Raw genomic sequence first — 25,946 nt, forward strand, 5'->3', positions numbered from 1 at the left:
AGCTTTTTTAGCCATATTTACTTACTGCGTGTTTTGGGGTGGTTTACAGCAATATTGCGACGTTGCTCTTCAGATTGAGTTTCATACACTTTCATTTCGCCACTTCCTGCTGGTATCGCCTGTTCAACAACAAGTTCCGCATCTGTTTGGGCAATAATATCTTGTAATTGTTGGTGCTGATTGCACCAAATTGCATCAACATCCTGGTCTCGTGAATTATCTCGCCCTGCAGAAAAAGCCACTGTACGCGCTTGAAAACGCGCTTGTTTCCCGCCTAATTCAAGCCCATATCCCGGCGTGGCAGGATGTGTGACAACCACTTTGCCATCATCAAGCCATGCTTTAACATCCGTATCTTGAACTTGATAACCGAGTTTCCCTAACCCATCTAAGACCGTTTTCCTTTGTGCAGCAGCAACAACTTGTTGCTCGGCTATACTCACTGCGCTGCCTAGCTTATCGACCCATGTGGTTAACGCTTCTATCGAGCTTGATTGTATACTCGCTAACGCACTCGAAATCATGGCTTCATTTTCGTCACTCGCAAAAATAGCCAATTCATCACAAAGCTGTTCAATTTTATCGATAAGTTCGACGCGTTGCTGGCTTAACTTTAATTGCTCCGCCAATGTCATGATCAATGAGTCGGCACGTAAATGACGCTGTGTGCCTTCTTTAAGCTCCCAAAGCTCAACCAGTTGTTGCTCAGCACGTTGAGCATCATCAATTGAGGTCATCAATTTCAGCTTTTCAATCATCAATAGGATCTGTTCACATTGTTTGGCAAACGGTGTTTGAGGTAAGCCTGATTGCCAAAATTGTTTTACACCTTCAGATTGTGCTTTTAGCTGTTCCAATAATGCCGCTGCTGTTGGCGCTAGCACCATTGATTGCTGGCTCAATATAGCTAATGCTTTAAAAATCAGTTTATTAGATTGGCTTTCATCCTGTTCACTTGCCGAAACTAATTGTGTAAGTAGTTCAGCTTCATTTGGCAATTTTTCACGAACCAATGTGATTAACTCAGCCAAATTATGTTCTCTATGTTTTTTTGTCCGGGCTAATAGCGCTTGTTTTTCAAGTTGTTGCTCACGAACTTCCTGTACTTCGTTATTCAGTGTCCCAGTGAACTCAACCAATTGGTTATTCAACAAGCTTAAATTGCGTGATGACAATGTGGCAAGCTGAGCAGCATTTTCCATTAGCTGCTGATAAGCTTGCGTGATTTGTGCAATACGCGACTGATGATATTGGCTACTATTTGCCAATACTTGCCACTGTTTAAATCGACGTTTAGCTACCGCAAGCTGACGCCGGCACTGAATTTCATTCATTTCCCTAACAGTTATACGATGAACCGATGAACTCATAACGCACCTTCTTGCGGATTTTGGCTCTCTATTTGAGAGAGTGGTGAGGTTAATAAAGCCTGTGAAATGGCATCATGCAGTTGTTGCTGTGCCAAATCGCGATTTTGATACCATTCGATAATAGACACTCGATAGCGTGCGGGTACCACACGCGTCAGAACAGTGCTACGCCACAGTTCCCTAGAACGGGCTGTTTTCAATAGTGGGTGTGATGGCATGTCGCATTCAATGCCGATGAGCAAACGGCCGCTGGTTTGCTCCTCAACAACTCCATCAAAATGGAATACCCCATTTTGGCTTGAGGTGGTCACCTGCCAGCCACTTTGCCGAATAAAGCCCATGACCGAATCGACAAACGCATTTTGTGGGAGTGCTTCGCTACCAACCGCAGACTGTGTATGGCACATGCGGTGGAGTAGTTTTTCATTTTCTTTTTTCATCAATGGGTTGCATGCATTTAATGCATAAGCCAGATAGCCTTGTAAATAATCTCGTGGGATTTCCGGTTTGCGGTAAGTGGCTAATAAATCAGAAATTTCATCTATTGGCATCGATGTCATAATCACAACTTGCTGGCGAGCACGAGTGATAGCGACATTTAAACGCCGTTCTCCACCAGTTTGCCCTAGTACCCCGAAGTTACGCCTGAATGTCCCCTGCGCATTACGACCAAATGTGGTAGAAAATAAAATCACATCCCTTTCATCACCTTGTACATTTTCCACATTTTTCACAAAAAATGACATATCTTCGTCATCATGAGTGCGTTGGTTTTCCTGCGTATACGCCTGAAGAAAGCCTTCATCCTGTGCTGCACGTAATTGAATTATTTGGTTAATTAATGTTGCTTGTTTTTGGTTAAACGTGACGACCCCCACAGAAGGCCGCTGCTCGAAAGGCCGTTGCCACATTGAAGCCAAATGTTCCACGATGGCGTTAGCTTCAGCTTCATTGCTTTGGTTAACATAGGTACCATTAACTGGAATAAGCTGTAATGGCTTAATTTCACTGACCATTTTGGCAGAAAATTGTGCTGGGATGTTGAGCCTATTTTCATAAAAAGCAAAATTGGAGAAATTGATTAGTTCTCGATAGGCAGAACGGTAATGAATATCCAATGTATGAATAGGTAATACGGTTCGCGCTAAATGCAATAAATCAGGACAATCACTGATTTGCCGATAATCCCATTGCTCTCCCGCCAATTCTTGTTGGTCATCGTCTTCGTCATCAATGTCGTCTTCAATTAGCTTACCTGTGAAAAATTTTGATGGCGGCATTTGCTTTTCATCGCCACTCACAATAGCCTGTTTGGCTCTAAATAAGGTCGATAATGCAAATTCAATTGGCATCTGTGAGGCTTCGTCGTAGATTACGCTGTCAAACATAGCGCTTTCAAGTGGAAGTACTTGGCTCGCAACATCGGGTGTCATTAACCAAACCGGCCGTAGTTGCATTAACCCAATATCTCTACCTTCTTGTATAAACTCCCTCAAACGTCGAGCTCTTGGCCCTGCTAAACGAGTAATTTCTTCCCATTCACGGCGGTTTCCTAACATTTTGATATCTATATTCGCCGTCAATGCCAATTTATTGAATTGTTGTAATTGTCTTTGGGCATTCTCTAGTTCGGCTAGATCCGACATCAGCTGGTCGTGGTTGGTACTTAATGCAGGCAATGTTGCCACTAACTGCGCTTTAGTGAACAGACAGAAGTAATAGTTAACAGTTTGGACTAATTGTTCTCGCCATTGCGTTGTGAAACCGTCAGTGGCAATAAGCTGCTTGATTGCCGGTTTTAATAGCACAAGGAGCCCCCAATGCTGTTGTGAAAAGTGTTGCGTATCCGACCTAAATGATTGGTAACGCAATAAATTTTCTTTTTGTTGCTCTATTTTCACCAGTTCAGCCGTATATGACTCGCCGTTTGCCACGGCCACTTTAAACCGTTCAACTGTTTCTGGTGAAAATACACTGTCTAGCTCACTCAGTTGGTTCAAGCTTTCCGTTCTTGCGCGTAATTTGGCTATTGCCGCTCTGATTTCACAGCATTGATGAGTAAACCCCGTTCTTTGTTGCTGAATAATCGCGTCTATAAAATGCACAGGTTCAGGATACTGAGCGAGAAGCTCAGCCATATCTGCCACTCGTTTTAATTGCATGACCAGCGGTTGCAATGTGCTACGCCACTGGTGGTTTGGCTGAAGTTCAAGACCAAGCTGTTGATATAATGGTTGTAATTCTTTTTCAAGTAAGCGCCATTGTTGCTCAACACCAATGGTGTCAAGCACTAACGTCTGTTTTTCAGTCGTCGACGCTAAGCCACTCGTTGCCATAAATGACTGCAATTGGTTTTGCCGACGGTAGTAATACGGGTTCAAGAAACGTAACCATGACCCTTGCATTGTTTCCATCAATGCTCGCGATAATTGGGCAAGATGCTGATTATCAAGCCCCCTAAACACAGGGAATAATAACGGGTCGATATTTTCTGCATTAATCGATAATAATCGCTGATACAACAGCTCAAGTTGGCGAATAATGGAATTTCCCGTTTCACTGCTAAATAGAGGTAACCAACGGGAGAAGTCCCGCCATTGTTCAGCCGTTAATTGGTTAAATTGTGCTTCATGCTGTATTAGCCATTGCTCATGAGTCGATAATTGAGTCAACGTGATTTGCTGATATTGTGTTTGGTAAGCTTCATCACGCTGTTTTTCAGTATCAATCAACCTTGTAATAGATTGATTAAACAATAAATATTGAGGCTCTTCTACCGTAAACTGTGCTAAGGCGTTTAGTGCATTATTTTCATAATCCAATTGCCACCAAGTATATGCATGTAACTTCAAGTCATCCGTTAGTTGCTCAATCGTATGGCTATCAAGTTGCGCTAATAATGGCTTAATTTTCTGTTCATCAATATCAAAATGAGGAAGCTTTTCAAGTTCAATCAATTGAGTTAATACTTGTTTATAAGAAACTTGAAACTTTTCGTCGATATTATTCATCGAGTGAAAGTAGCTGTCTAATTTTCGTTCAAATAGCTGAACGCGATTAACAAGATGAATTCTTTCTCCTGACCAATCACGCTCACTGAGCTGGCTTTTTTCTTGTTCCCAAAGTTGCTCAATTTGCTCCCTCACTGCCAAAATAGTGTCACGGCCTCTTTGGCCTTGGCTGATATATAGCGCTCTATCTCCTAATCCATTAGCAATCAAACGCTTATAGACCACCTCTAATGCCGCAGGTTTTTGACATACCACTAAAACGGTTTGCTGACATCCTATTGCATCCGCAATCAAACTCACGATGGTTTGACTTTTCCCTGTCCCTGGCGGCCCTTCAATCAGCAGCCCCGTGTTCGCTTGTGCAGCTTGAACAACTTGTTCTTGTGATGGATCGGCCAATGACAACGCATACTGGTTAAGTAAATTATCTGGCTGCGTTTCGCTCGTGCTATTGAGCGGTGAGACTTTTAGCATTGTCGCTAAGGCTGTTTGGGAAATAGGTAGCCCAGCAATTTGCTGTAGATCGCTACTCATCGCCTGGCCAATAAACGAGGTATGGAAGAGTACCGCTGAACAACAGATTTGTGCACTGTTCTCTGCAATTGGGGTCGTGATCGACGGAAGTGGCGTCAGTTCCGTACCTTGTATCGGTAATAAAGGCGCAAGTGTTTCCATCATATCTTCAATGGTTAAACCCGCTTTAGATAATAAATTATCTAATACTGTTTGCCATTCAGTCACTGAAGGTATACCCGCAAAGCTTGCGAGTGCTGGATTTAAGCGTATTGCCCCCCGCTCCTGATCAAAACTAAGCTGAATGGGGCTATTTTGAGCTAAAGAAGTACGCAACGAAACCGGCCATAAAAATAAAGGCGCTATTCGCGGTTTAATTTGGTTCGGCTGTGTGTGCAATAATAAGAATGGGAAACCAAGATACATGCCATCAATACCCGTATCCCGTTGATATAACTGCGTATCTGATTGTAGGATCCGTAATCGGCTATTGACGCCCCGATGCTGCAATAATAAATCACTATCAATGCTAACCGCACTTTTTTTACGGTTCAATAAGTGTTCGAGTAGCATATTCGCACGGCGAACCGGGCTATCACATTCCATTAAATCGACTCGCCCAGTATTTTGCGTTAAACGCATGCGCACTAGGTTTCCACGTTGTGTCACTGACGTGAGCTTTTGTGTAAAAAACCTTAGAACTTCAAGAACATATTTTTGTGACTCGGGGACTTGCCAATGTTCGAATGGAATAGCGAGCAAAACAAGTATTTTTTCTAATGGCAAGCGACGCGTTAATAAAAAGTTATCCACCCAACTATCGAGTTCAGGAAGCCCAATTCGTTTAAAATCACTGACTCGGAGGTTAATGAGCTGGTATAGCTCCCCTCTTGGTAACAAAAGCTGGTTTTTGGCTATTTCGCTATCAAAACTGTGGATATCATTTTGTTTTGCTAATTCAAAAGATTGCTCGACTAATGCGGTCAGTGAAACAAATTGCCCAATATCAGCACTTAGCAATAAAATATAATCAATTTCTTGTCGATTTTGTCTATCTAATAAGGCTTGTAGGCTTTCGTTATGAGCGTCAGGAAACTGGCTATGCAGCAATTCCCAACGCGCAGCGAGCTGGCTTATTGACGTGATCAACAAATACAGTTTCAAGCTTTCTTCATTGAGTAATATATTCAATTGTTCAGCGCGTTGGCGTACTAAACACTGGCGGTGGTAGAGCTGCACTAACCAATGTTGTGGGTCAATATTCTGAATATGTTGAGTTAATGGTTCACTAATGAGGGTATAAGCAAGAATAGGTTGTTCTAATAACCACGCTGGTGTGATGATTTCGCCACGATAAATAAATGGCATATTCGGGTTGAGGATTTTTAAGGCTAAAGTTAGCTTAATATCTTGATTAATTTCACTTTGCACGGATCCATCTAGCGATTTTTCACTATCTAAAAAGCCCTGAAGTTGCTTTAACTGCTCCTGGCTATTATCAAATTTTGCGAGCCATGATGTTAACTCCCCGCGTAACAAAAATTGCACAGCATCATCCCAATGAGCTTGTTCACCAGCAGCCATGGCAAAAGTATCTGGCTGAGAAAATTGCTGACCTGCAAACTGGACTTGATGGTATTGAGCTGGCGAGCCTGCTATCGCGGTTTGTGGGGCTTGGGCGGCTTTCCCTTCTAGCCATGCTGACACCTGTGGCCATTGCCAACGTATAAAACGATCCCGACACAGTAATCCACGTAATAATAATTGTAAGTTAGGGTCTAAATCATCAGGTAAATCAATGCCATTGGTCATGACTTGGATTAAAAACGCATTATCATGAACTTGAGCGAAACACTGCCCTCGGGTTAGCTGTTCTAATAAAATAACCCCGAGACTCCACCAGTCTGATGCAGCGCTTACACCGCCTGCTAAAGTTTCTGGTGCGCTATAACGGGAAATATCCAAAGGGGTCACGATATCAAGGTCAAATTCAGACAAACTCGCAGAGCCATATTCAATAACAACGATATCTAAAGGCTCACGGCTGCGGATCAATAAATTAGCGGGACATAGGTTGCGATGGCGCAAACCATGTCCAGTAAATGCTGCTATCGCTTTCCCCATTTCCTCAACTAATTTCGGAATTTCATGAAGTTGCCAAAAATCCCCTTGCTGAATAAATTGGCTGAGTGAACCACCTTCCAGTAATTCAGTCACATGCCAAGCACGGTTTTCCCAGCGGCCTGTTTCATAAAATTCAGGTACGTGGTCTGTTGGGAGCAATTGAAGTACTTGGTAAATAGTTGGATCAGGTTCTTCACCTTTTTGATATAAGGTAAGTACGCCACTTTTTTCACTTTCAATATGTGTGACTAAGTAACGCTCCCGTAGACTATCATTTTGATTTATACGTCGCTCAAGCCGCCAATTGCCTATCAGTTGTTGAGATTGTTCCTCAGCATTGCTTGGCTCAACCGCAGCATCTTCCCCACATTCGAGGCAGATAAAATCCCCCTCATCCATGGTATGCCCATTCACACAAACTCTTTGTTCAATAATTTGATTATTTTCAGCAATATTGAGTTGTGGACGCTCAATCGATGTATTGGGCTCATCAATAGGACGCCAGCCAGATTCATGAATGGCTTCAAGGGTTAAATCCCAACCACAAAACTGATTATCTCCTTGTGGTGTTCTAATTTGCCCCGCACAAAAAATTTCAGTTAATGGTCTCTCTGTTTGGCAATGTGGGCAAAAACGTATCATGGTCATCCATTCATCCAATTAATTATTTTTTTAGTTGTTGCAAAGACTGGTCTTGCTGCTCAATCAAGGTACGTAGGCGCAACATATCGTTACGTTCAGGGACACCCGCCAAAAATAGCCGCCCAGTCTCGTCAAACGCTAAATCCAGTACTTTATCTTCTGGTGTCGTCGAGCGCTGATATGCCATAAATCGTGCTTTTCCTAATGGTGTCAACATATGTAATTGTTGATTATCACTACCCTTGAGCATTTGGGTTTGCGGAAGATCCACTTTGAATGGCTCACTGATCAAGGCATCAATACAGGGAGCCATTTGTGAAACACGCTTTTCGATGTCATCCCATTGATAACCGCTATAGACTAAAATATCCGCGTCTGTTAGCTGTTTAATCCCACTAACTAATGCGAATAAGGCTTCAGGTTGCTCAAATGGCTCTCCCCCAGAAATCGTGATGCCATCTGCCAACGGTAGCCACTCAGTGATCTGTTCCAACAATTGTTCTACCGTGATGTTATTGTCTTTCACTTGCCATGTATCAGGAGAAAGGCAGCCTTTACAACGTAATGAGCATCCCTGAAACCAGATACCAATACGTTTTCCGGGGCCTAAGGCCGTAATTGGGAAATGGATCCGTGAAATACTAATATTCACCACATCAATTACTCATCACGGCTAACGTGATTTGCGTGGTTTCGCCTGTGGCAATTTCAACAATTTGATAAGCTGAATTAGGTTGCAAATCTTGGTCGAAAACAGCACGAGATAACGGGTTAATTAAATAGCTTTCTAATTGGTTACGTATACCTCGACCACCATTAGATAAATCGGCTAAGCAATGTTGTTTTAACGTCTCTTTGGCTTGTGGTGAGATTGAAATAGTCAGTGATTGCTTTTCCAAACCAGAAAGGATATTTCCCACCATTTGTTCGAATATTTGCTGTGCCACATCGGGGCGAATAAAATCAAAAACAATAATATTTTCCCCAATTCGATTGAGTAACTCAGGCCTATTTAGAACTAATTTAAAGTGACGTTCGATCTCACTTTTCACATTGCGTGTCACCGTTTCAAAAGGCTCACTGGGTTGCACATTTGCCACTCGCTCACCATTCGCATCCAAGCGATAAATACCGAGATTTGACGTGAAAATAATTAAAGATTCCGAGAAATAGACGCGATCTCCACGGCCGGAGGTCAATACGCCATCATCAATAATTTGTAGAAATTTATCCATTAAATGCGGATGCGCTTTTTCTATCTCATCAAACAGCACCACGCTAAATGGCTTCTCACGAATGGCATTCGTCAATTCACCACCAGAGTCATAACCGACATAGCCAGGAGGAGCACCAATTAAGCGTTGGTCTGCATGTTCAGCGCTAAATTCAGACATATCAAAGCGGATGTAGGCACTTTCATCACCAAATAGCAATTGAGTGACCGTTTTCGCCAGCTCTGTTTTCCCAACCCCCGTTGGCCCCGCTAGAAACAAAACGCCTCGAGGCCGACCACCTTTATGCCCCCCCACTCCCGTCATTGCACGTTTAATAATGTCCAATAAATGGGTGACAGCGTGTTGTTGGCCTTTAACTCGGCGAGAAATAATCTCTGGTGCGTTATGTATTTTCTGCTTATCAATTTTTTTCCATGGGTCTTCCGTTATGCCGACTTTATAACGCCGTACCGCATCACTAATACGTGTCACAGGGACATTTTCAATCCGTGCAAGCTGTACTATTGCCGTTAAATCTAATAATAAGAGACCTTCTGTTTCATCAATGAAATCATTAAATAAGCTATCTTTATCAGCCTGTTCTATACCATTAATATCCGCCAAGGAAGCAAGCAACATTGGCGTAAGGACCCGACGAACTTGGTTGTCAGGCTTCGCCACGGGAATGGCTCTTATTCGTGGGTTATTAACTAAAAACCAATCTGGCAGGTCGGTCTCTTTCTCCACAATCCAAAAAATAGAATTGTAGAACGGCTGGTTATTTTCCCCGGTTGGTCGCGCTTTGGCTTGATGAGAAACCACCAGAGCGCGAGTAAATAAGCTGTGCTCAGCCGGAGTTAGATTATCGCGATGGGAAATCAAGCAAGAGGCGAAATCAATACATAATGCAATTGGCTGCTGCTTGTAGTTAATAAATTTTTCCAGCAAATGATTTAGCATATCAATACCACCAGCGGCTTTATCATCAGCCATATGCAAACCTAAGTTTTGCATCAATGTGGCAGTCGCTTGTGGGTTTTCTTTGGAGTTTGCCACGCATTGGAAGCCAATAAGTGGTGTGTAGGTGATCACATAGGCATATCCAGCCTGAAATAAGTTATTAAAGAGTGCTTGGTTAAATGGCAGCGGTGTCACTACCGTCGGCGCAATTTCGCTGGCTTGTAAGTCACGAACATTACCAAATAGGACAAACTGGCTTTTCAGTGGAATAAATCGCAGTAAGTCTCTTAACCAACGCGGTTTTTGAAAATCCATGTTCATAGCACCCCTTAAGTATGAAAGTATTTTTTGCAGTTTACCTGAAATTGCTCACAGATGGCGTCAAGATCTTGCACTCCGACTAAATTATCTGAACATTCTCATTTGGCTGAATATAGGCTAGATTAATGTTTATTCACCTGATAATTGTTCTATAATTTCGTGATAGCCTCTTCTTTTTAAACAATTATCACTGTTAATTCCTAAACTGTCGCTATAGTATTGTATTAATGAAGACCAAAGCAGAGCGAGGTGAGTCATGTGGCAAGCAATGTGTCGTTTATTAAGTGAACACTTAGGAGAGGCAGAGCTACGTAACAAAGTCATTCTGTCTGGTGGTGATATTCACCATACGTTAAGAATTGACTATGGCGAACACACCGTGTTCATTAAACAAAATCGGCGTGAGTTTTTGCCTTTATTTAAACAAGAGGCTGAACAACTTGAAATGCTCGCTAAAAGCCAAACGATAACCGTTCCTAAGGTTTATGGTGTTGGCAGCAATAAGCACCACAGTTTTCTTCTGCTCGAATATTTCCCTCTCAAACCTTTCGATAACACCAATGCATGGCATTTTGGTCAACAATTAGCGCGTTTACATCAATGGGAAGAACAGCCTAGTTACGGGTTTGATTTTGATACCATGCTAAGCACAATTGTGCAGCCTAATGGCTGGGAAAAGCGCTGGAATTCATTCTTTGCAGAAAAGCGTATTGGCTTACAATTACAACTCGCCTCTGAAAAAGGGATGGTATTTGCTGATATTCAGCAAATTGTCGATATTGTTAAGGACAAACTTGCTGGACATCAACCACAGCCTTCTTTATTACATGGTGATTTATGGCCAGCTAACTGTGCTATTACTCAAAATCTTGAAGGGGTGCTATATGACCCTGCATGTTATTGGGGCGATAGGGAATGTGATATTGCGATGCTGCCATTATATCAAGATCTTCCGATCCAAATTATTGATGGCTACCAAAGCGTTTGGCCGCTTCCCAATGGCTTTTTAGATAGACAGCCAATATATCAGCTCTATTACCTACTCAACCAAGCCCATATCTTTGGTAACGAACAAAGCTACCACCAAGCACGCTCGATTATTGATAATCTACTCAACGAAAAATAAGCTCCTGTTTTTTAGCATTTAGCACGACAAATAATTAATTTTCTAAATAATTCGAACTGTGGCAAAGCGGCGATTGAGGATAGCTTGGGGAGCATACACAAGTATGTGACCCAAGTAGCCGAAAGAAGCCAACACAGCTACAGCTCGAAGTATGACGAAAATTCGAAAATTACCAATTAAGGAAACGCAGAAGAAAATACAACCCTACCCCCAATACAATTGGCCAAAAATAAAGAAGAAAAAATTGAGTGAATATCGTATGGCGTGGAATAGTCACCTTAGCTTCAAGCTCTTCTTTCGAGATATCTACGCCTTTTGCTTTTTCTATGATCACGTGATCTTCTAAACTTTCACGAATAAACTTAATTTGTCGGTACATGCGCAAACCTGATGCACTAAGCGCCAGCCCAACAAAAATAAAAATAAAGATGATGATAAAACTGATATTACTGCCGGAAAACCCATTAGCGACTTGAGGTACTGGTGAATTATTCCAAAAGAAATTTAGGAATGGTGTAGTTTGACGAGTCATTTCCGCCATTAATTTAATAAAATCATTAGCGACCGCATTGCCCCCTTCACCTGCGAGCCCCTTCATGCCAGCCAATTTAATTAAAGACACCAATGTCGAAATTAATGCTAACAGAAAAACAACCCAACCCAGAATACGTTTGCCGACTGCGACATAATTGGCATTATGGTAATTCATTACTGCTTTTCCTCAGCGTTATTATTTTTGATAAGTTTTTACAATGATTTCTCAAGGCTAATCATAGCTGAAAATATTCATTGCCTCCAAATTTCAATTCATAATTGATAACAATGTTTAGACTTTCAGACTAATCAAAATAGTGTGGTTATTCATTATCATGATATTTCTACTTCATGCAGTCCGAATATCCTTCAATATTGTTTTAATACTAACTCAAGTAATACGCTTGAGGTCAGTTTACTGATATCATTGCTCCTTCGTTAATAGATACGACATGAATGGAGTTTTGACATGTACCATAATCTTCCCATCCAATCGGTCATTTTTGATATGGATGGTTTACTGATCGACTCGGAACCGTTTTGGGCACAGGCTGAACTTGAGATTTTTTCACAATTGGGTGTCGACGTTTCAATTGCAGATACCCTGCCTGATACTTTAGGTTTACGTATTGACCATGTGGTGGAGCTTTGGTACCACGCCTCCCCTTGGCAAGGATGTAGCCAAGAAGAAGCCACACAACGTATCATTGACCGTGTTGTTGGCTTAGTTGAAGAAACTCGCCCTATTCTACCTGGCGTGCAGCATGCCATGGAACTTTGCCGTTCAATGGATTTAAAAATTGCACTGGCTTCCGCCTCTCCTTTGTATATGTTGGAAAAAGTATTAAACCTTCTGGATATTCGTGACTATTTCTCTGCGGTTATTTCTGCGTCTGACTTACCTTTGAGTAAACCTCATCCTGAAGTTTATCTTAAAGCAGCAGCTGAGTTATTGACTAAACCAGTCAATTGCGTTTCATTAGAAGATTCATTTAACGGTATGATTTCTGCAAAAGCCGCCAGAATGCGTTCAATTGTGGTGCCTGATAGCAAGCATTTTAATGACCCGCGCTTTGGTTTAGCGGATATCAAATTAGCCTCATTGAATGACTTAAAAGCTGAACATTTACGTTAAAAACACTTTGTGTGCCTAATAAGTGTTCTCCCCTATCTAACTTAGGTAGGGGAATTGTGTGAAATTATAAAACTCTTCCCTTATCTGCTAATAAATAAGAGTTTTTTTACCTTTCTACTACTATCATATTCTTTTCAAACACTTTATACTGCCAATCAACTGTATAGATAAACAGATGGTATTTTATCCACCATGACAGCTGAAGGGCATCTGCTTTTTTCCGTCGCCTCTTTGATAATGGCTCATAAACTTCAAATCACCCCAGAGATTGCTCATGGTGATTGGCTGCACATGGTTCCAGGGGCCTTATTAGGCGCATTATTGCCCGATATTGACCACCCTTCTTCAATTCCTGGTCGACTACTGCGGATTTTTTCATTACCCATATCCAAACTGTGTGGGCACCGGGGGTTTACTCATAGCCTAGTTGCATGGTTTCTCTTGATGATTTCTTGTTATCAATGGCTACCTTCTGAATGGGCAATCCCAGCTGATATTATCCAAGCCTTTTTATTGGGTTATATCAGTCATCTCGTCGCCGATATGCTCACGCCTTCGGGAGTACCGTTACTATGGCCACTCCCCCAGCGTTTTTGTTTTCCCATGATCCGCGGTAAAAATAGCCAACGTGGAGAACGCTTTGTCGCCATTGTTTTGACTGTTTGTGCCTGCTTGTTACCTGCTGGTTATCAATTCGATTTTTATAGTCATGTTGATGTGATCATAAAATATATTCATAATCAAATAGATACATATCTCCCCACATAAATTATAGTTTTGTAATATAATGTAAGTATGAATAATACTATCTTATTACTTTTTGATATAAGAAATGTGTTTTATCAGCTGATAACATATAACCAGTTGTTTGAAGCAACTAAATCCTTATAACCAATAAGGACTAAAGGGCAAGTAACATACCTTATAAAAATATGATTTGGAGTTCGGAATGAATATTCCTCTAATTATTAATGTGCTCGGCTTTGTAGCACTACTAATACTGTTAGCAAAACTAGGGGCTAAAGGCTGGAGCCTATCTAAAAAAGTGTTAGTTGGCCTGGTTTTCGGTGTTGCCTATGGGGTAGTACTGCACCTCGTGTATGGTAGTGGCCACCAAACGGTAAAAGACTCCATTCTGTGGTTTAATATTGTCGGAAATGGTTATGTGCAGCTATTACAAATGGTGATTATGCCATTGGTATTTGCTTCAATACTAAGTGCAGTGGCAAGGCTACATAAAGCATCTTCGCTAGGTAAAATAAGCTTTTTAACAATTGGCACCTTGTTATTTACCACAGCTATTGCAGCGTTAGTGGGTATTTTAATTGCCAATGTATTCGGCTTAACTGCGGAAGGCTTAGTTCAAGGTCAATCCGAAACAGCACGTTTATCTGCAATAGAAAGCAACTATATTGGGAAAGTTTCTGACTTAACCGTACCTCAACTAATTTTATCGTTTATTCCAAAAAACCCATTTGCGGATTTAACGGGTGCAAACCCAACATCAATTATTAGTGTCGTTATTTTTGCCGCCTTCCTGGGTGTTGCCGCACTACAATTGTTTAAAGACGATAAAGAACGTGGTGAAAAAGCCTTAGCAGCGATTGATGTTATGCAAGCTTGGGCAATGAAATTAGTTCGCTTAGTCATGCGTTTAACGCCGTATGGTGTGATGGCGCTGATGATTAAAGTCGTAGCAAGTTCAAACTTACATGACATCATCAACCTAGGAACTTTTGTTATTGCGTCCTATGTTGCATTAGGCATTATGTTTGTTGTACATGGCATTTTAGTTGCGACAACAGGCTTGAACCCGATTAAGTTCTTTAAGAAAGCAGGCCCAGTTTTAACCTTTGCATTCACTAGCCGTTCAAGTGCTGCAAGTATTCCACTGAATATTGAAACACAAACACGTCGTTTTGGTATCCCTGAATCGATTGCTAGTTTCTCTGCATCCTTTGGTGCAACAATTGGTCAAAATGGTTGTGCGGGTATCTATCCTGCAATGTTAGCCGTGATGGTCGCGCCAACAATGGGTATTAATCCATTCGACCCACTATGGATAGCGACACTCGTTGGTATCGTTACTATCAGTTCAGCGGGTGTTGCTGGTGTCGGTGGCGGTGCAACTTTCGCAGCGTTAATTGTACTGCCTGCGATGGGTTTACCTGTCACATTAGTTGCCCTGTTAATTTCAGTTGAACCGTTAATTGATATGGGCCGTACTGCATTGAATGTCAGTGGTTCAATGACAGCAGGTACAGTGACCAGCCAGTTGATGGGTGAAACAGATAAAGCAATATTCAATCAAAATGATGATGCAGATTTAAAACATGTTTAATAATTAAACTGACGCCTATATTAGAAACCTGCTTCGGCAGGTTTTTTTATCGTTGTTATAAACATGCTGATTTTATTTACCTTGGAGAATGTCAAAAAAACCAGTTTTTTGTGCTAAGTAATATTGCAATAAACTGGAATTTCGTAAGATAATAAAATCTGAGCAACGTTTTCTTGAGCTTCCTGCTTGTGTTGCGTCACCCCATTTCCTATGGGGATTTATCAACAATCATTTATGGTTTTTTAATATGACTAATAATGTCCATATCCTAAAAACTGATCCTTCAGATACCCCTTGTGTCAGCTGTGGTGCGTGTTGTGCCTATTTTCGTGTCTCTTTTTATTGGGCTGAAGCAGAGAGCGGAGGCGGTATTGTGCCCCAACATTTAACCGAGCAGGTCACCCCCTTTATGAGTTGTATGCAGGGGACTAATCAAAAACAAAATACTCGCTGTAAGGCCTTAGAAGGCACGATAGGTGAGTGTGTCTCTTGTTCGATTTATGCACAAAGACCCACACCGTGTCGTGAGTTCGAACAATCTTGGCAGGATGGTATTTACAATGAGGCCTGCGATAGAGCACGTGCCGCTCATGGTTTACCCCCTTTAGAGCCTCATCAACCACAAATAGCTTGCTAGCCGTCAATGACCCAGATTTTTCTGGGTTATCTCTTTTTTGAACCCAGCCTGAAAATGCGTCCTTGCATTGGTGTTAAGCATTCCACTATATACACTACATAATTTCGTTCATGGCCTGCATTGCCAACTCAAAAGAGTGTAAACGAGCTTGATGATCAAAAATTTGGCCATTAACCATAATTTCATCTGCTTGAGTTTGTCGCAATATCGTTTCCAACCCATGACGTACTTTGGTTTTATCCCCTACCAATGACATACCTAGTGCTTGTTGAACACCAAACTCCTCGGCAGGCGACCAGATATTTTCCATGCTCTCGACCGGTGCAGGCAATTGAGAAGGCTGGCCACGACGTAACATGACAAACGCTTGCTGCATCGAGGTAAATAAAAACTCCGCTTCACGTTGAGTGTCCGCGGCAATAATGTTGATGCATACCATCGCATACGGCTTAGAGAGTCTCTGTGATGGTTGGAAATTAACACGATAAACATCCAGCGCCTGCAACAATAAATCAGGGGCAAAATGGGAAGCAAAGGCAAATGGTAGCCCCATTTGCGCGGCTAGCCTTGCACTGTATAAACTTGAACCCAATAACCAAACAGGAATTTTTTCACCAAAACCCGGAACGGGGCGCACGGCTGGCTCTGGGTTAGTTGCATCAAACCAATTTACAATTTGAGCCACATCTTGTGGAAAATTATCGATATCCGTATTCATATGACGGCGTAAAGCTTGCATCGTTCGTTGGTCACTTCCTGGCGCACGCCCGATACCTAAGTCGATACGTTCAGGGTAAAGTGTATTTAATGTGCCAAATTGCTCTGCAATCACCAACGGTGAATGGTTTGGTAACATAACACCACCAGAACCGAGTCGTAGTGATTGCGTATTCGCAGCAAGGTAGCCAATCAATACCGACGTAGCGGCGCTGGCGATCCCCGTCATATTATGGTGTTCCGCTAGCCAATAGCGGTGATAACCCAGTTTTTCTGCGAGTTGGGCGATGTCAAGGGAATGAGCAAAGGCCTCTTTCGCTGTCGAACCCTCAATAATTGGCGCAAGATCGAGTAAAGAAAGGGGGATTTTTTTATCTGACATACACACTCACTTTGTAAGAGTTTTATTGAACCTAACTTACCATCCTAGACTATCCTCTTTGATGTCTCCAGCACTGAAACTTGCATTAGCACAAGTGGTCTAAAAATGTAAATTATCGTCTACTAACCCACTGTTTTATAAAAATTATGGAACAAGCTTGAATAAAAAGTGCAGTAATTATGAAGCTTCCGTCAGGGGAGGTAAAAGCGATTGCGAGACAAAATGAATTGGTGAATGATTTGCTCATCACCAATACAGAGGAAATTGAAATGAAAAAATTAAATACCAGTTTATTAGCATTAGCATTATTAACCGTCGGTTTTACTGCGGCAGCAAATGGCGTTAACCACAAAATGCCTCGTCAGCACATGGGTAACCACCACAATATGGTATATAGCGTTACAGAACAAACGACGACACCAAATGAAACTGTAAAAAAACTGGCCAATAGCACCCCAAAAATTGAAGATGGCAAACGCTATGTGGTCAAAGTCACAGTGATGGAAGCCCCTGAATTTAAAGCAATGAATACGATGCCAACACCGGAACCAATGCGTACTCCAGCAGCAAATCAATAGCTAATATTAATGAATATTAATTAAGTTATCGGCAAAACCTTTTATATTGATATGTACAACCAGATAGCTGTTGAGAGAAAAAACCGATATTTTAGTTAAATAATAAAGAGTTCTATATATCCTACGATTGCCTCTGTATCCAGAGGCTTTTTTTTTAGAAAAAAAGTTTATCTGAATTGAACCCTTTCCCCTAGTAATAACACCTAATAGCGACTAATCTTAATTCAAGCAGATTGTTAATAACTGCGACTTATTAACACTTTGTTTGACACCCTTTCAATAGAAAATCAGGAGCTTATCATGGGGTATTTTGAATTAAAAAAATCCACTAAAGACGTTGCTCAGCCTTACTATTTCGTTTTAAAAGCAGCGAATCACGAAGTGATTGCTAAAAGTGAAATGTATGCTTCTAAGCAATCTGCGCTTAAAGGGATTGCCTCTGTCCAAAAAAATGGCTCTTCTGAAACAATAAAAGATCTAACTGAGTAAATTTCAGTGGCCCCACTCCTTTCAAGTCGGGGCTACTTTTTTATCTGCTAGCTATTCCTATCTGTTCACTATTTTTAGCTGTTGACTATATAATTTACATAAATCAGCGCTATTCAATTAGCTACGGCTCAGGCCAGTCCATTGTTCATATTGACTTTTTTTAGATTAACCAGCTCAAATTAACCCCTTAAATTAACCCCTTAAATTAACCTAAGTAACGCAGTCACAATCGCAGCTGACAAGACAATGATAATAAATGGCTTTTTAAACCACGTTAGTACCCCTGCCACTAGCACCCCTACAATTTTAGGCCAATCAGAAACTTCATCACCAGAAAATAACGTAGACGTTGCCGCAACTGAGAATAAAATAACAATAGCTGCCGCTGAAAATAACATTTTGCTATTTTCAGAAAGTACTGCTCGACCGCGCAGCAAAGCGCCTGACGCTCGCATTAAATAAGTACCAATCGCCAGCAGTAAGATACCGCTAATAATTAACCATGGGTTATTTGTCATTATTTATTTCCTTATATAAATAACCAAGCTCAATAGTGCGAGTAATACGGGGATCCCTGCTGGTAGTATCGGTGTGGTCGCAACCGCAATGATTGCACCGATAATGGCGGTTAATCTAAGCCGTTTATCCGATAACGCAGGTAATGAAAGCGCTAAAATAATCGCAGGAAACATCGCATCCATCCCATATATATGTATCACTAATAAAGCTGCCCAATACCTCACCTATCACAACACCTATTGGCCAACACAGTAAAATACCTATTCCACACAACCAAAAAGCCGCACGTTTTTCTGACTCAGTTTCTTGAGCTAAACCAAATACAACACTCTCATCATTCATAATGTGATAGCCCAGTAATGACTTTGCTCCCTTACCCGTTAAATCACTGGTCGCAAAACTAAAAGGGATATGCCGTGAATTGACTAACAACCCCGCAAGTGCAGCAGAAAGTGGGCTTCCCCCTGCAAAAATAACACCAATAAACAAAAACTCAGACGCCCCTGCGAGCACTAAAATAGATAAAGTGAGTGGTACCCACCAGTCAAATCCTTGTGAAAGCGCCAATGCGCCATAAGAAATGCCGACAATTAAGTCAGCAAAACAGACAAGAGCTATGTTTTTCACTGTGCTATGATTTAATGTTGAGCTTATTGACGTTAGCATTCCTAAACCGTTCTATATATAATACATTCGTTCATTATGTCGATACGCAGTATAAAGTGCAATCTAAATAGGAAATTAAAATTGAATCTACCTTCTCCTCCCATTGAGTTGATTTCGAAAGCCCTTGTCCGTGAAAGACAAAAAAGTGGGCTATCACTATCAGAGCTATCTCGCAAAGCGGGTATCGCTAAATCGACACTTTCTCAATTGGAATCTGGTAGTGGTAACCCAAGTATTGAAACCTTATGGGCACTTTGTGTCGCGTTAGATATTCCTTTCGCTCGATTAATTGAAGAGAAACAAGAAACTATCACAGTGATCCGCCATGGGGAGGCAATACCTGTTAGTGCTGAGCACGCAAATTATTTGGCCTTTTTGCTCTCATCTGCCCCTGCTGATTCGCGACGGGATATTTATACTGTGATTGCCCAGCCCGGCCGTGACCGTATTTCAGAGCCTCATATGCGTGGCGTTAGCGAGCACATCATTATTATGTCTGGTAGAGCATTAGTCGGCCCATTGGATAACCCTGTTGAATTACAAGTTGGGGACTATATTCACTACCCTGGAGATGAGCCGCATATAATGCGAGCCTTAGAACCGAATACGATGGCGGTTATGGTGATCGATAAACAGAATTAATCGCCTATCTAGCCCAATAGATTTTGCGTTATGATAGCTCTAGTGAATATTAATTGGAGGCTGTGTGATGTCCTACTATGATGAAATTGTTGAAAAAGTGAATCAATTGATTGATGAAAACTCAGTTCATAATATGAATGAAATGCTAATGCAGCTATCCCATGACCCACAGCTCAACCAAGAGCAACGATTTGAACAACAACAGCGTTTAAGAGACGCTATTTTTATTCATCATAATTAATAGCGGCCACACAACTCGCCGCTATTCGCGCTCTTAACTTATCTTAATAACCAAAATAAATAGGCAGTAGGGTTAGTGGTAATCCCGGTATTGGTAAAACAACTAACCCTAATAGCATTAACAGGCTCAATTAAAACTCCTGTTGCTGTAAATAACTCCATGCATATTGTGCATGAAGCTCAGCGCCTGTCGCCATCGTGTCTTCATCAATATTAAAGCAGCCATGATGATGTGCCCACTGAGTGTCCTTTTCGGCATTTCCTGTACCTAGCAGAGCAAAGCACCCTGGGATATTTTCAATGTAGAAGCTGAAATCTTCACCGCCCGGTGTCGGTCTTTCGTGGATCAGAGCTTGCTCACCAAAAGCTTGCGAAATCACGGATTGCGCCAATAACGCGCTACGTTCCTCATTGATAACAGGTAATGTCCCATAGATATAATCAACATGTGCAGTCGCCCCATAAATAGCCGCAGTATGCTCTGCATAACGGCGAATAGCGGCTTCGATGCGGTTACGAGTTTCAATATCAAAACAACGTACCGTACCGTCCAATACTGCATTTTCTGCGATAACATTGAAGCGTGTCCCGACATCCATTTTACCGATCGTGACCACGGCTGAGTCTAAAGATGAGGTTTCACGGGACACAATCGCTTGTAAATTCATGACAAATGCAGAAGCAACAACCGCAGCGTCAATGGTCGCTTCTGGCATTGATCCATGCCCACCACGACCTTTAAAAGTAACTTTCAGTAAATCAGCGGAAGCAAAAGACCCTCCCACATTACAAGACACTTTTCCTGATGGTGTCGTTGTCCAAATGTGCATGCCAAAAACGTTATCGACATTTTCGATTGCGCCTTGTTTGATCATGGCTAATGCGCCTTGAGCGATCTCTTCTGCGGGTTGGAAAATTAAACGCACATTACCGGCTAATTCTTCACGCACCTCATACAGCGCTTTGGCCGCGGTTAATAGCATCGCTGTGTGTGCATCATGGCCACAAGCATGCATTTTACCTTCAATTGTTGATTTATATTCTAATGAATCATTCAATTCCAAAACGGGTAATGCATCGATATCTGCTCGTAAAGCTACCGTTTTGCCCGGTTTACCGCCTTTAATTTCAGCAATAACGCCTGTAGGCTCGGTTAATCGATACGCTATTCCAATTTTGTCTAATTCTTCAGCAATACGTTTTGTGGTACGTATTTCTTCAAATGGTAGTTCAGGATGAGCGTGTAGGTCACGACGAAAAGCAATCATTTCAGGTGTGTGTTTTTTGATTGCGGCTGTAATTATTTTGTTGATCATTTTTCTACCTTTTACCCTATTGCTCAATCAGATACTGTATCTGGCTTATTTATTAATTAGCATTCTATTAATGACTTAACAGTAGCAAACATCACATCTGCCCCTCGTGCAATTTGTGCATAATCCGTCCATTCATCTGGATGATGGCTTAATCCATTGCGGCTTGGCACAAATATCAGCCCTGTTTGAGTAATACCTGCAAAAATCATTGTGTCATGCCCTGCACCACTGACCATTGAACGAAAACGTAAGTTTTGGTCACCGGCATGCTGTCGCATCAGTTGATGAATATCGCTATTGAGCTCCGTTGGCTGAACATATAACGGCTGAACAATATCGCTTGAAATTGCTAATGAATTACTAATTTCTTCTGTTAATTCAATTATTTGCTCAATCACTTTACGTAATGCGATATCATTTTTAGAACGAATATCGACGCTAAAGGTGACTTCGCTTGGGATGACATTCGCCCCATTCGGCAATACAGCTAAACGTCCCACGGTCGCAACTGTATTATCCCCTGCCGCTTTTGCGAGTTCAGGGATATGGCTGATAATTTGGCTAGCACACACTAATGCATCGGCCCGCATATTCATTGGCGTAGTACCTGCATGGCCAGCTTTACCTGTCAGTTTAATTTCTAACTGGCTGATACCGACGATGGTTTCTACGATCCCTACATCTTCATTGGCCTGTTCTAACACCGGGCCTTGTTCGATATGTAGCTCTAAAAATGCTTTAACCTTTTTAGGGTCAAGCACAGCTTGGGATGCATTGTCTGCATTGAACCCTGCCTCTGCCATACGCTTTGCAGCACTCACGCCCAGGCTATCCTTGAGTTGGTATAATTCTTTAGTACCAATCAAACCCGTTATTACACTTGAAGCCATCAAACCGCGGCCAAAACTGGTACCTTCTTCTTCAACTAAGGCTATCACTTCTAAGGGGTACTTTGGTGTTAAGTTTTGCTCGCGAATACGCGCGACAACATCCAAACCGGTGACAATCCCTGCGGGGCCATCAAATGCCCCGCCATGAGGAACAGAGTCAAAATGAGAACCCACAATCACCGCAGGCAAATCAGGTTGCTGGCCTTCTAAGCGCCCATAAATATTACCAATAGCATCTTCACGGACTTGTAAACCTAGGACTCGCATTTCTTGTTTTAGGTAATCACGCGCTTGTTTATCTTGTTCGCTGTAGCTCATCCGCGTAGTACCTTGACCCGGTGTTGCGGTATATTCTGCCAATTGTTCTAAGTGGCGCTGAATTCTTGAAGTACTTGTTTCCATTATTTTTACCCTGCAATTGGAACAATATAAGCCACCATAATACCTGCTAATACAACAGAAACCATGGTCACAGAAATAAAGCCACCAACTAGCATCGGCCCTAACATATGGCTAGTTAATACTTGGCGTTCCTTTTCGTCTTTTGTTAACGCGTTGATCGCTTCATTCGTAATAATGTAGTCAGCTGGAAAGCCATATAACGCTGTTAGAGCAACAGCAAACGCCATTTCTTTGGTGACGCCTAATATTTTACCAACCACCCATGATGCAAGGTACATCCCAATAACCGCAGCGCAAATTAACACCACCATCGGATAAACTAGGCGCAATAACATATCTGGGGTCGCGTGGTTTAATGTATCGAAGATAAACAACATTAAGGCCATAATAGCGAACCCAAAGCCATTGGCTTTTTGTAGCGGCTGTCTTTCTAAGAAACCTAATGAAGAGGCAATAACACCAAATAATAAACACAACACAAATGGGCTAATACTCACATAAGGAGCAGCAAAAGATGAGGCTAAATAAGCCAAATACCCTACCGCAGCTAAGCGTAAGAATTTAAAATAGCTGGTGTTATAGTGATTAGGGATTTTTTTGAACATACGTGGCATTTCATCTTCAGATACCATCGTTTTAACTTCAACCTCTTTTGCCCCGTCTACCGATAAGGTTTCTTGCCATTGGCCATTGCGATATTTTTCTAAAACTCGGCGCCCTTCTTTTTTTAACATGATGGCTGTTAATGGATAGCCCGCAAACCCCTGCATGACGTAAATTAAAATAGCGAAAACTGAAAGGTCGACTAAACCAGCCTCAGCCGCACCTTTTGACATAATTAACGAAGATACAATACCGCCAACTAACGGAGGAACTGCAACTAATACAGTATTTAAATCAAATAGGGCAACCCCAATGATAAAGGTTAAGAAAATGATGCCTAAAATCCCAGCTAAGGAGATAAGAATGGTTTTCCATTGGCGCAACAATTCTTTTAACGATAATAAGGTTCCCATATTTGTAATTAACAAATACATCAAGGTAACCGCAACTACTTGAGGAATACCGGCAATACTTACAATATCTTTCGGGAAAATAGTCCAATAACCTAAAAGAAAGAGCACTGCGCATACAAATACGGAGGGGATCCAAGCCTTAGTTCTAACGGCTATAGCATCCCCGATATATAATATTCCCACTATCAGAAACAGAGCTAACATCTGTGACATAACTTTTTCCCCGCACTTATCTTTTTTTATTAGATTATTTTTTGGTATTGAAAACTATTAATTTTAATTAGGATTAGATTATAAATTTTATTTAGCACAACAAAACACCAATATAGAGAGTATTTCGCTGCAAATACACGAAATTGCAACAAAATTCATCATAACACCGAAAATTCAGATGTATAGAGAGTTAAACCGGATTTAAACAGCTTGGAATAAAGCTATGCAGTGAACTAAATAGTCAGATATAACATTGAAAGGGGCCAAGCCCCTTAATATTCTCTAAATGCAGGTTTATAAGTTAATATTTTATGTCATTTAAGTTATTTTTTATAAACAAATCAACTGTAGTTGATTTTTTAATCTATGAAATTATATTCTATTGTCCATGGCTGTATTTTCAATAATTATCGCAATATGACGAAAAATCGCCTTATAAAGATGACCAATATTTCTATTTATAGAAAATATTCTACTTTATTTTATTTTTAAACCGTTTCTCTTTATATTGCCGTTGAAAAGGATGATACCCCTTCCTCTCCAATTTAGTTTGTTTTGGCAATAAAGTTTATTTAAATAAAGAAAAACCCCATAGATAATTAACTACCTACGGGGCGTAATGAGTAATAGAGAAAATAATTTAATGACTCGTTTGTTGTTCAGTCGCTACCTTGGCTGGTTTTATTTTGCGATTATTTTCAAACCCAGGTTGTGGCACTTTAATAAAGAATGTCAGTATTCCTGCAAAGATATACAAACCTGTATATGCCCAAACAACGCCCACAATATCAAAGAAAGGTAATACTAAACTGGCTATTGCGGGTGCGGCAAAATTACTTAATCCCGCGGAAAGGTTATAAATTGAGACGGCAGCACCTTTATGGTGAGGTTCAATACTTGGGAAAACGGCTGTCATCGGTACGAAAGCCGCCACAAAGATCCCCAGTAAAATCGCAGGTATTAACGCAATCGCAAAATTATGGCCAAAATAAACCGGTAAGTAATAGAACATCAGGCTAGATACTGCCATACCTAGGCAACCAAACCATCTAACTTGGCGAACCCAACCAATGTGTTCACCAACAATTCCCCAAAAAATATTCGTAAAAATAGTGACAAAGAAGAAAACAGCCCAAATCTGTAACCATTCAGAAATGGTGAACCCTAAACGGTCAACAAACAGTAATGGCATGATAATCGCAAAACCAAACAATGAGATTGTATTGATAATACGGATTAAACTCGCCATAAAGATGTTTTTGTTGGTAAATAAAATGGTGGCAGCCCGCGATAATTCGGCCATTTTATCTTTCATCGGTAAATTGACTTTAGAGCGGTCAACTGGAACATTGCGTAGGCTAAAGTACGCAATCGCACCACCAAGTGCAACCCAACCGATGGCCATCCATAATGTTCCTGTTTCCCCCATCATTGGGATTGAGAAACTAGGCAGATAGCTGCCGATAACACCAATACCTACCGAGTACATTGCCCAGAACCAACCGGTAGCCGCAGCAAGATGCGCTCGAGGGATGACTTGCACCAACATCATCATAAATGAATAGATAAACAATGGATAAGCTAATCCACGAATACCATAAAATAACAGCATCATACTGTAGCTTTTCATACCTAAGCCAAATGCCATAAATAAGGCATGCATGACAATCCAGAGAATAAACCCAATCATCATGGCTTTTAGGGGCGTGATAATTTCAGCTACGACGCCAGATGCCCATGCTGCAACAGCTGCCATTAAGCCGTAGACAGTAAATACCATCGCTGATTGTGCCGGTGTAAACCCTAAATCAGTAATATGTTTCGATAAAAAAGCCATTTCAAAACCATCACCACTCATAAAAATAGCGATGGCAATAAAACCCCAGAACAAATGCTTAGGTAGACCAAGCCAATACTGCTTCTGTTCCATTGCAGTTTCCTCATTGTA

The 25,946-nt window shown here is 41.3% G+C and carries 20 protein-coding genes and 1 pseudogene; 9 read left to right on the forward strand and 12 right to left on the reverse strand.

The window, feature by feature from the left end; genetic code table 11:
* Nucleotides 1-17: 17 nt before the first annotated feature.
* Genes PR809_RS00375 through PR809_RS00390 form a run of 4 tightly spaced genes read right to left on the reverse strand, consistent with a single transcriptional unit; the run spans nucleotide 18 to nucleotide 10,149 of the window.
* On the reverse strand, nucleotides 18-1,370 hold the full coding sequence (locus tag PR809_RS00375; RefSeq protein WP_206275861.1) for a hypothetical protein: 1,353 nt from the start codon (nucleotides 1,368-1,370) through the stop codon (nucleotides 18-20).
* Entirely contained in the window at nucleotides 1,367-7,666 is a 6,300-nt protein-coding gene (locus PR809_RS00380) for an AAA domain-containing protein (RefSeq protein ID WP_206275862.1), read from the reverse strand. The genes PR809_RS00375 and PR809_RS00380 overlap by 4 nt, the downstream gene beginning before the upstream one ends.
* A 16-nt stretch (nucleotides 7,667-7,682) precedes the next feature.
* Nucleotides 7,683-8,315 carry a 4Fe-4S single cluster domain-containing protein gene (locus PR809_RS00385; RefSeq protein WP_204162588.1) on the reverse strand — a complete coding sequence of 211 codons (633 nt, stop codon included), beginning with the start codon at nucleotides 8,313-8,315 and terminating at the stop codon, nucleotides 7,683-7,685.
* Between the two features lies 1 nt (nucleotide 8,316).
* Complete coding sequence (locus PR809_RS00390; protein ID WP_229597569.1) at nucleotides 8,317-10,149, reverse strand: AAA family ATPase; 1,833 nt, start codon at nucleotides 10,147-10,149, stop codon at nucleotides 8,317-8,319.
* Nucleotides 10,150-10,411: 262 nt separating this feature from the next.
* Between PR809_RS00390 and PR809_RS00395 the strand changes: the two genes are divergently transcribed.
* The gene (locus tag PR809_RS00395) at nucleotides 10,412-11,281 is read left to right on the forward strand and encodes a fructosamine kinase family protein (protein ID WP_206275863.1); all 870 of its coding nucleotides are present in this window, start codon (nucleotides 10,412-10,414) and stop codon (nucleotides 11,279-11,281) included.
* A gap of 169 nt (nucleotides 11,282-11,450) precedes the next feature.
* On the opposite strand, the gene PR809_RS00400 is transcribed toward PR809_RS00395, so the two are convergent.
* Complete coding sequence (locus PR809_RS00400; protein WP_206275864.1) at nucleotides 11,451-11,990, reverse strand: YniB family protein; 540 nt, start codon at nucleotides 11,988-11,990, stop codon at nucleotides 11,451-11,453.
* A gap of 294 nt (nucleotides 11,991-12,284) precedes the next feature.
* On the opposite strand from PR809_RS00400, the gene hxpB reads away from it, so the two are divergent.
* The 4 genes from hxpB (at nucleotide 12,285) to PR809_RS00420 (ending at nucleotide 15,928) form a co-directional block, all read left to right on the forward strand.
* Nucleotides 12,285-12,950 (forward strand): hexitol phosphatase HxpB, encoded by a 666-nt coding sequence (gene hxpB, locus PR809_RS00405; protein WP_166265335.1) that lies wholly within the window; start codon nucleotides 12,285-12,287, stop codon nucleotides 12,948-12,950.
* 192 nt (nucleotides 12,951-13,142) lie between these two features.
* Entirely contained in the window at nucleotides 13,143-13,718 is a 576-nt protein-coding gene (locus tag PR809_RS00410) for a metal-dependent hydrolase (protein WP_166265338.1), read from the forward strand.
* A 181-nt stretch (nucleotides 13,719-13,899) separates the two neighbouring features.
* A complete protein-coding gene (locus PR809_RS00415; RefSeq protein ID WP_125890927.1) occupies nucleotides 13,900-15,291 on the forward strand; it encodes an L-cystine transporter in 1,392 nt (463 codons plus the stop codon).
* 247 nt (nucleotides 15,292-15,538) lie between these two features.
* Nucleotides 15,539-15,928 carry a YkgJ family cysteine cluster protein gene (locus PR809_RS00420; RefSeq protein ID WP_206275865.1) on the forward strand — a complete coding sequence of 130 codons (390 nt, stop codon included), beginning with the start codon at nucleotides 15,539-15,541 and terminating at the stop codon, nucleotides 15,926-15,928.
* Between the two features lie 94 nt (nucleotides 15,929-16,022).
* Here PR809_RS00420 and PR809_RS00425 read toward each other — a convergent pair whose 3' ends face one another.
* Nucleotides 16,023-17,027, reverse strand: coding sequence for a luciferase-like monooxygenase (locus tag PR809_RS00425; RefSeq protein WP_102139227.1), 1,005 nt, complete (start codon nucleotides 17,025-17,027; stop codon nucleotides 16,023-16,025).
* Between the two features lie 179 nt (nucleotides 17,028-17,206).
* Between PR809_RS00425 and PR809_RS00430 the strand changes: the two genes are divergently transcribed.
* Nucleotides 17,207-17,605, forward strand: a complete 399-nt coding sequence (locus PR809_RS00430) for a hypothetical protein (protein ID WP_229597568.1) — start codon at nucleotides 17,207-17,209, stop codon at nucleotides 17,603-17,605.
* A gap of 300 nt (nucleotides 17,606-17,905) precedes the next feature.
* Nucleotides 17,906-18,094 carry a YegP family protein gene (locus PR809_RS00435; RefSeq protein WP_004263611.1) on the forward strand — a complete coding sequence of 63 codons (189 nt, stop codon included), beginning with the start codon at nucleotides 17,906-17,908 and terminating at the stop codon, nucleotides 18,092-18,094.
* Between the two features lie 200 nt (nucleotides 18,095-18,294).
* Here the strand turns inward: PR809_RS00435 and PR809_RS00440 are convergent, their stop codons facing one another.
* Both PR809_RS00440 and PR809_RS00445 read right to left on the reverse strand, forming a co-directional pair.
* A complete protein-coding gene (locus PR809_RS00440; protein WP_166265341.1) occupies nucleotides 18,295-18,612 on the reverse strand; it encodes an AzlD domain-containing protein in 318 nt (105 codons plus the stop codon).
* A gap of 3 nt (nucleotides 18,613-18,615) precedes the next feature.
* Nucleotides 18,616-19,279: pseudogene (locus PR809_RS00445) on the reverse strand (AzlC family ABC transporter permease).
* Between the two features lie 36 nt (nucleotides 19,280-19,315).
* Between PR809_RS00445 and PR809_RS00450 the strand changes: the two are divergent.
* A complete protein-coding gene (locus tag PR809_RS00450) occupies nucleotides 19,316-19,921 on the forward strand; it encodes a helix-turn-helix domain-containing protein (RefSeq protein ID WP_395350123.1) in 606 nt (201 codons plus the stop codon).
* 67 nt (nucleotides 19,922-19,988) lie between these two features.
* Complete coding sequence (locus PR809_RS00455; RefSeq protein WP_102139230.1) at nucleotides 19,989-20,162, forward strand: DUF2526 family protein; 174 nt, start codon at nucleotides 19,989-19,991, stop codon at nucleotides 20,160-20,162.
* 130 nt (nucleotides 20,163-20,292) lie between these two features.
* Here PR809_RS00455 and PR809_RS00460 read toward each other — a convergent pair whose 3' ends face one another.
* The 4 genes from PR809_RS00460 to PR809_RS00475 all read right to left on the reverse strand — a co-directional run bounded on the left by PR809_RS00460 (nucleotide 20,293) and on the right by PR809_RS00475 (nucleotide 25,928).
* Nucleotides 20,293-21,477: an amidohydrolase gene (locus PR809_RS00460; RefSeq protein ID WP_102139231.1), complete on the reverse strand. Its 1,185-nt coding sequence runs from the start codon at nucleotides 21,475-21,477 to the stop codon at nucleotides 20,293-20,295.
* Nucleotides 21,478-21,533: 56 nt separating this feature from the next.
* Complete coding sequence (locus tag PR809_RS00465) at nucleotides 21,534-22,769, reverse strand: Zn-dependent hydrolase (RefSeq protein WP_206275866.1); 1,236 nt, start codon at nucleotides 22,767-22,769, stop codon at nucleotides 21,534-21,536.
* A 5-nt stretch (nucleotides 22,770-22,774) separates the two neighbouring features.
* A complete protein-coding gene (locus PR809_RS00470; protein WP_206275867.1) occupies nucleotides 22,775-23,998 on the reverse strand; it encodes a hypothetical protein in 1,224 nt (407 codons plus the stop codon).
* 640 nt (nucleotides 23,999-24,638) lie between these two features.
* Nucleotides 24,639-25,928: an MFS transporter gene (locus tag PR809_RS00475; protein ID WP_102139234.1), complete on the reverse strand. Its 1,290-nt coding sequence runs from the start codon at nucleotides 25,926-25,928 to the stop codon at nucleotides 24,639-24,641.
* Between the last annotated feature and the right edge of the window lie 18 nt (nucleotides 25,929-25,946).

It is taken from the genome of Providencia sp. PROV201 (genome assembly GCF_028479545.1).
GTDB classification, from domain to species: Bacteria; Pseudomonadota; Gammaproteobacteria; order Enterobacterales; family Enterobacteriaceae; genus Providencia; species Providencia huaxiensis.

What these genes read in the sequence shown, in the direction of transcription:
- PR809_RS00375 (WP_206275861.1), bottom strand. Translation starts at nt 1,370, where the DNA reads ATGAGTTCATCGGTTCATCGTATAACTGTTAGGGAAATGAATGAAATT.
- PR809_RS00450 (WP_395350123.1), top strand. Translation starts at nt 19,316, where the DNA reads ATGTCGATACGCAGTATAAAGTGCAATCTAAATAGGAAATTAAAATTG.
- PR809_RS00420 (WP_206275865.1), top strand. Translation starts at nt 15,539, where the DNA reads ATGACTAATAATGTCCATATCCTAAAAACTGATCCTTCAGATACCCCT.
- PR809_RS00475 (WP_102139234.1), bottom strand. Translation starts at nt 25,928, where the DNA reads ATGGAACAGAAGCAGTATTGGCTTGGTCTACCTAAGCATTTGTTCTGG.
- hxpB (WP_166265335.1), top strand. Translation starts at nt 12,285, where the DNA reads ATGTACCATAATCTTCCCATCCAATCGGTCATTTTTGATATGGATGGT.
- PR809_RS00455 (WP_102139230.1), top strand. Translation starts at nt 19,989, where the DNA reads ATGTCCTACTATGATGAAATTGTTGAAAAAGTGAATCAATTGATTGAT.
- PR809_RS00380 (WP_206275862.1), bottom strand. Translation starts at nt 7,666, where the DNA reads ATGACCATGATACGTTTTTGCCCACATTGCCAAACAGAGAGACCATTA.
- PR809_RS00440 (WP_166265341.1), bottom strand. Translation starts at nt 18,612, where the DNA reads ATGACAAATAACCCATGGTTAATTATTAGCGGTATCTTACTGCTGGCG.
- PR809_RS00400 (WP_206275864.1), bottom strand. Translation starts at nt 11,990, where the DNA reads ATGAATTACCATAATGCCAATTATGTCGCAGTCGGCAAACGTATTCTG.
- PR809_RS00465 (WP_206275866.1), bottom strand. Translation starts at nt 22,769, where the DNA reads ATGGAAACAAGTACTTCAAGAATTCAGCGCCACTTAGAACAATTGGCA.
- PR809_RS00395 (WP_206275863.1), top strand. Translation starts at nt 10,412, where the DNA reads ATGTGGCAAGCAATGTGTCGTTTATTAAGTGAACACTTAGGAGAGGCA.
- PR809_RS00410 (WP_166265338.1), top strand. Translation starts at nt 13,143, where the DNA reads ATGACAGCTGAAGGGCATCTGCTTTTTTCCGTCGCCTCTTTGATAATG.
- PR809_RS00470 (WP_206275867.1), bottom strand. Translation starts at nt 23,998, where the DNA reads ATGTCACAGATGTTAGCTCTGTTTCTGATAGTGGGAATATTATATATC.
- PR809_RS00415 (WP_125890927.1), top strand. Translation starts at nt 13,900, where the DNA reads ATGAATATTCCTCTAATTATTAATGTGCTCGGCTTTGTAGCACTACTA.
- PR809_RS00390 (WP_229597569.1), bottom strand. Translation starts at nt 10,149, where the DNA reads ATGGATTTTCAAAAACCGCGTTGGTTAAGAGACTTACTGCGATTTATT.
- PR809_RS00435 (WP_004263611.1), top strand. Translation starts at nt 17,906, where the DNA reads ATGGGGTATTTTGAATTAAAAAAATCCACTAAAGACGTTGCTCAGCCT.
- PR809_RS00460 (WP_102139231.1), bottom strand. Translation starts at nt 21,477, where the DNA reads ATGATCAACAAAATAATTACAGCCGCAATCAAAAAACACACACCTGAA.
- PR809_RS00425 (WP_102139227.1), bottom strand. Translation starts at nt 17,027, where the DNA reads ATGTCAGATAAAAAAATCCCCCTTTCTTTACTCGATCTTGCGCCAATT.
- PR809_RS00430 (WP_229597568.1), top strand. Translation starts at nt 17,207, where the DNA reads ATGAAGCTTCCGTCAGGGGAGGTAAAAGCGATTGCGAGACAAAATGAA.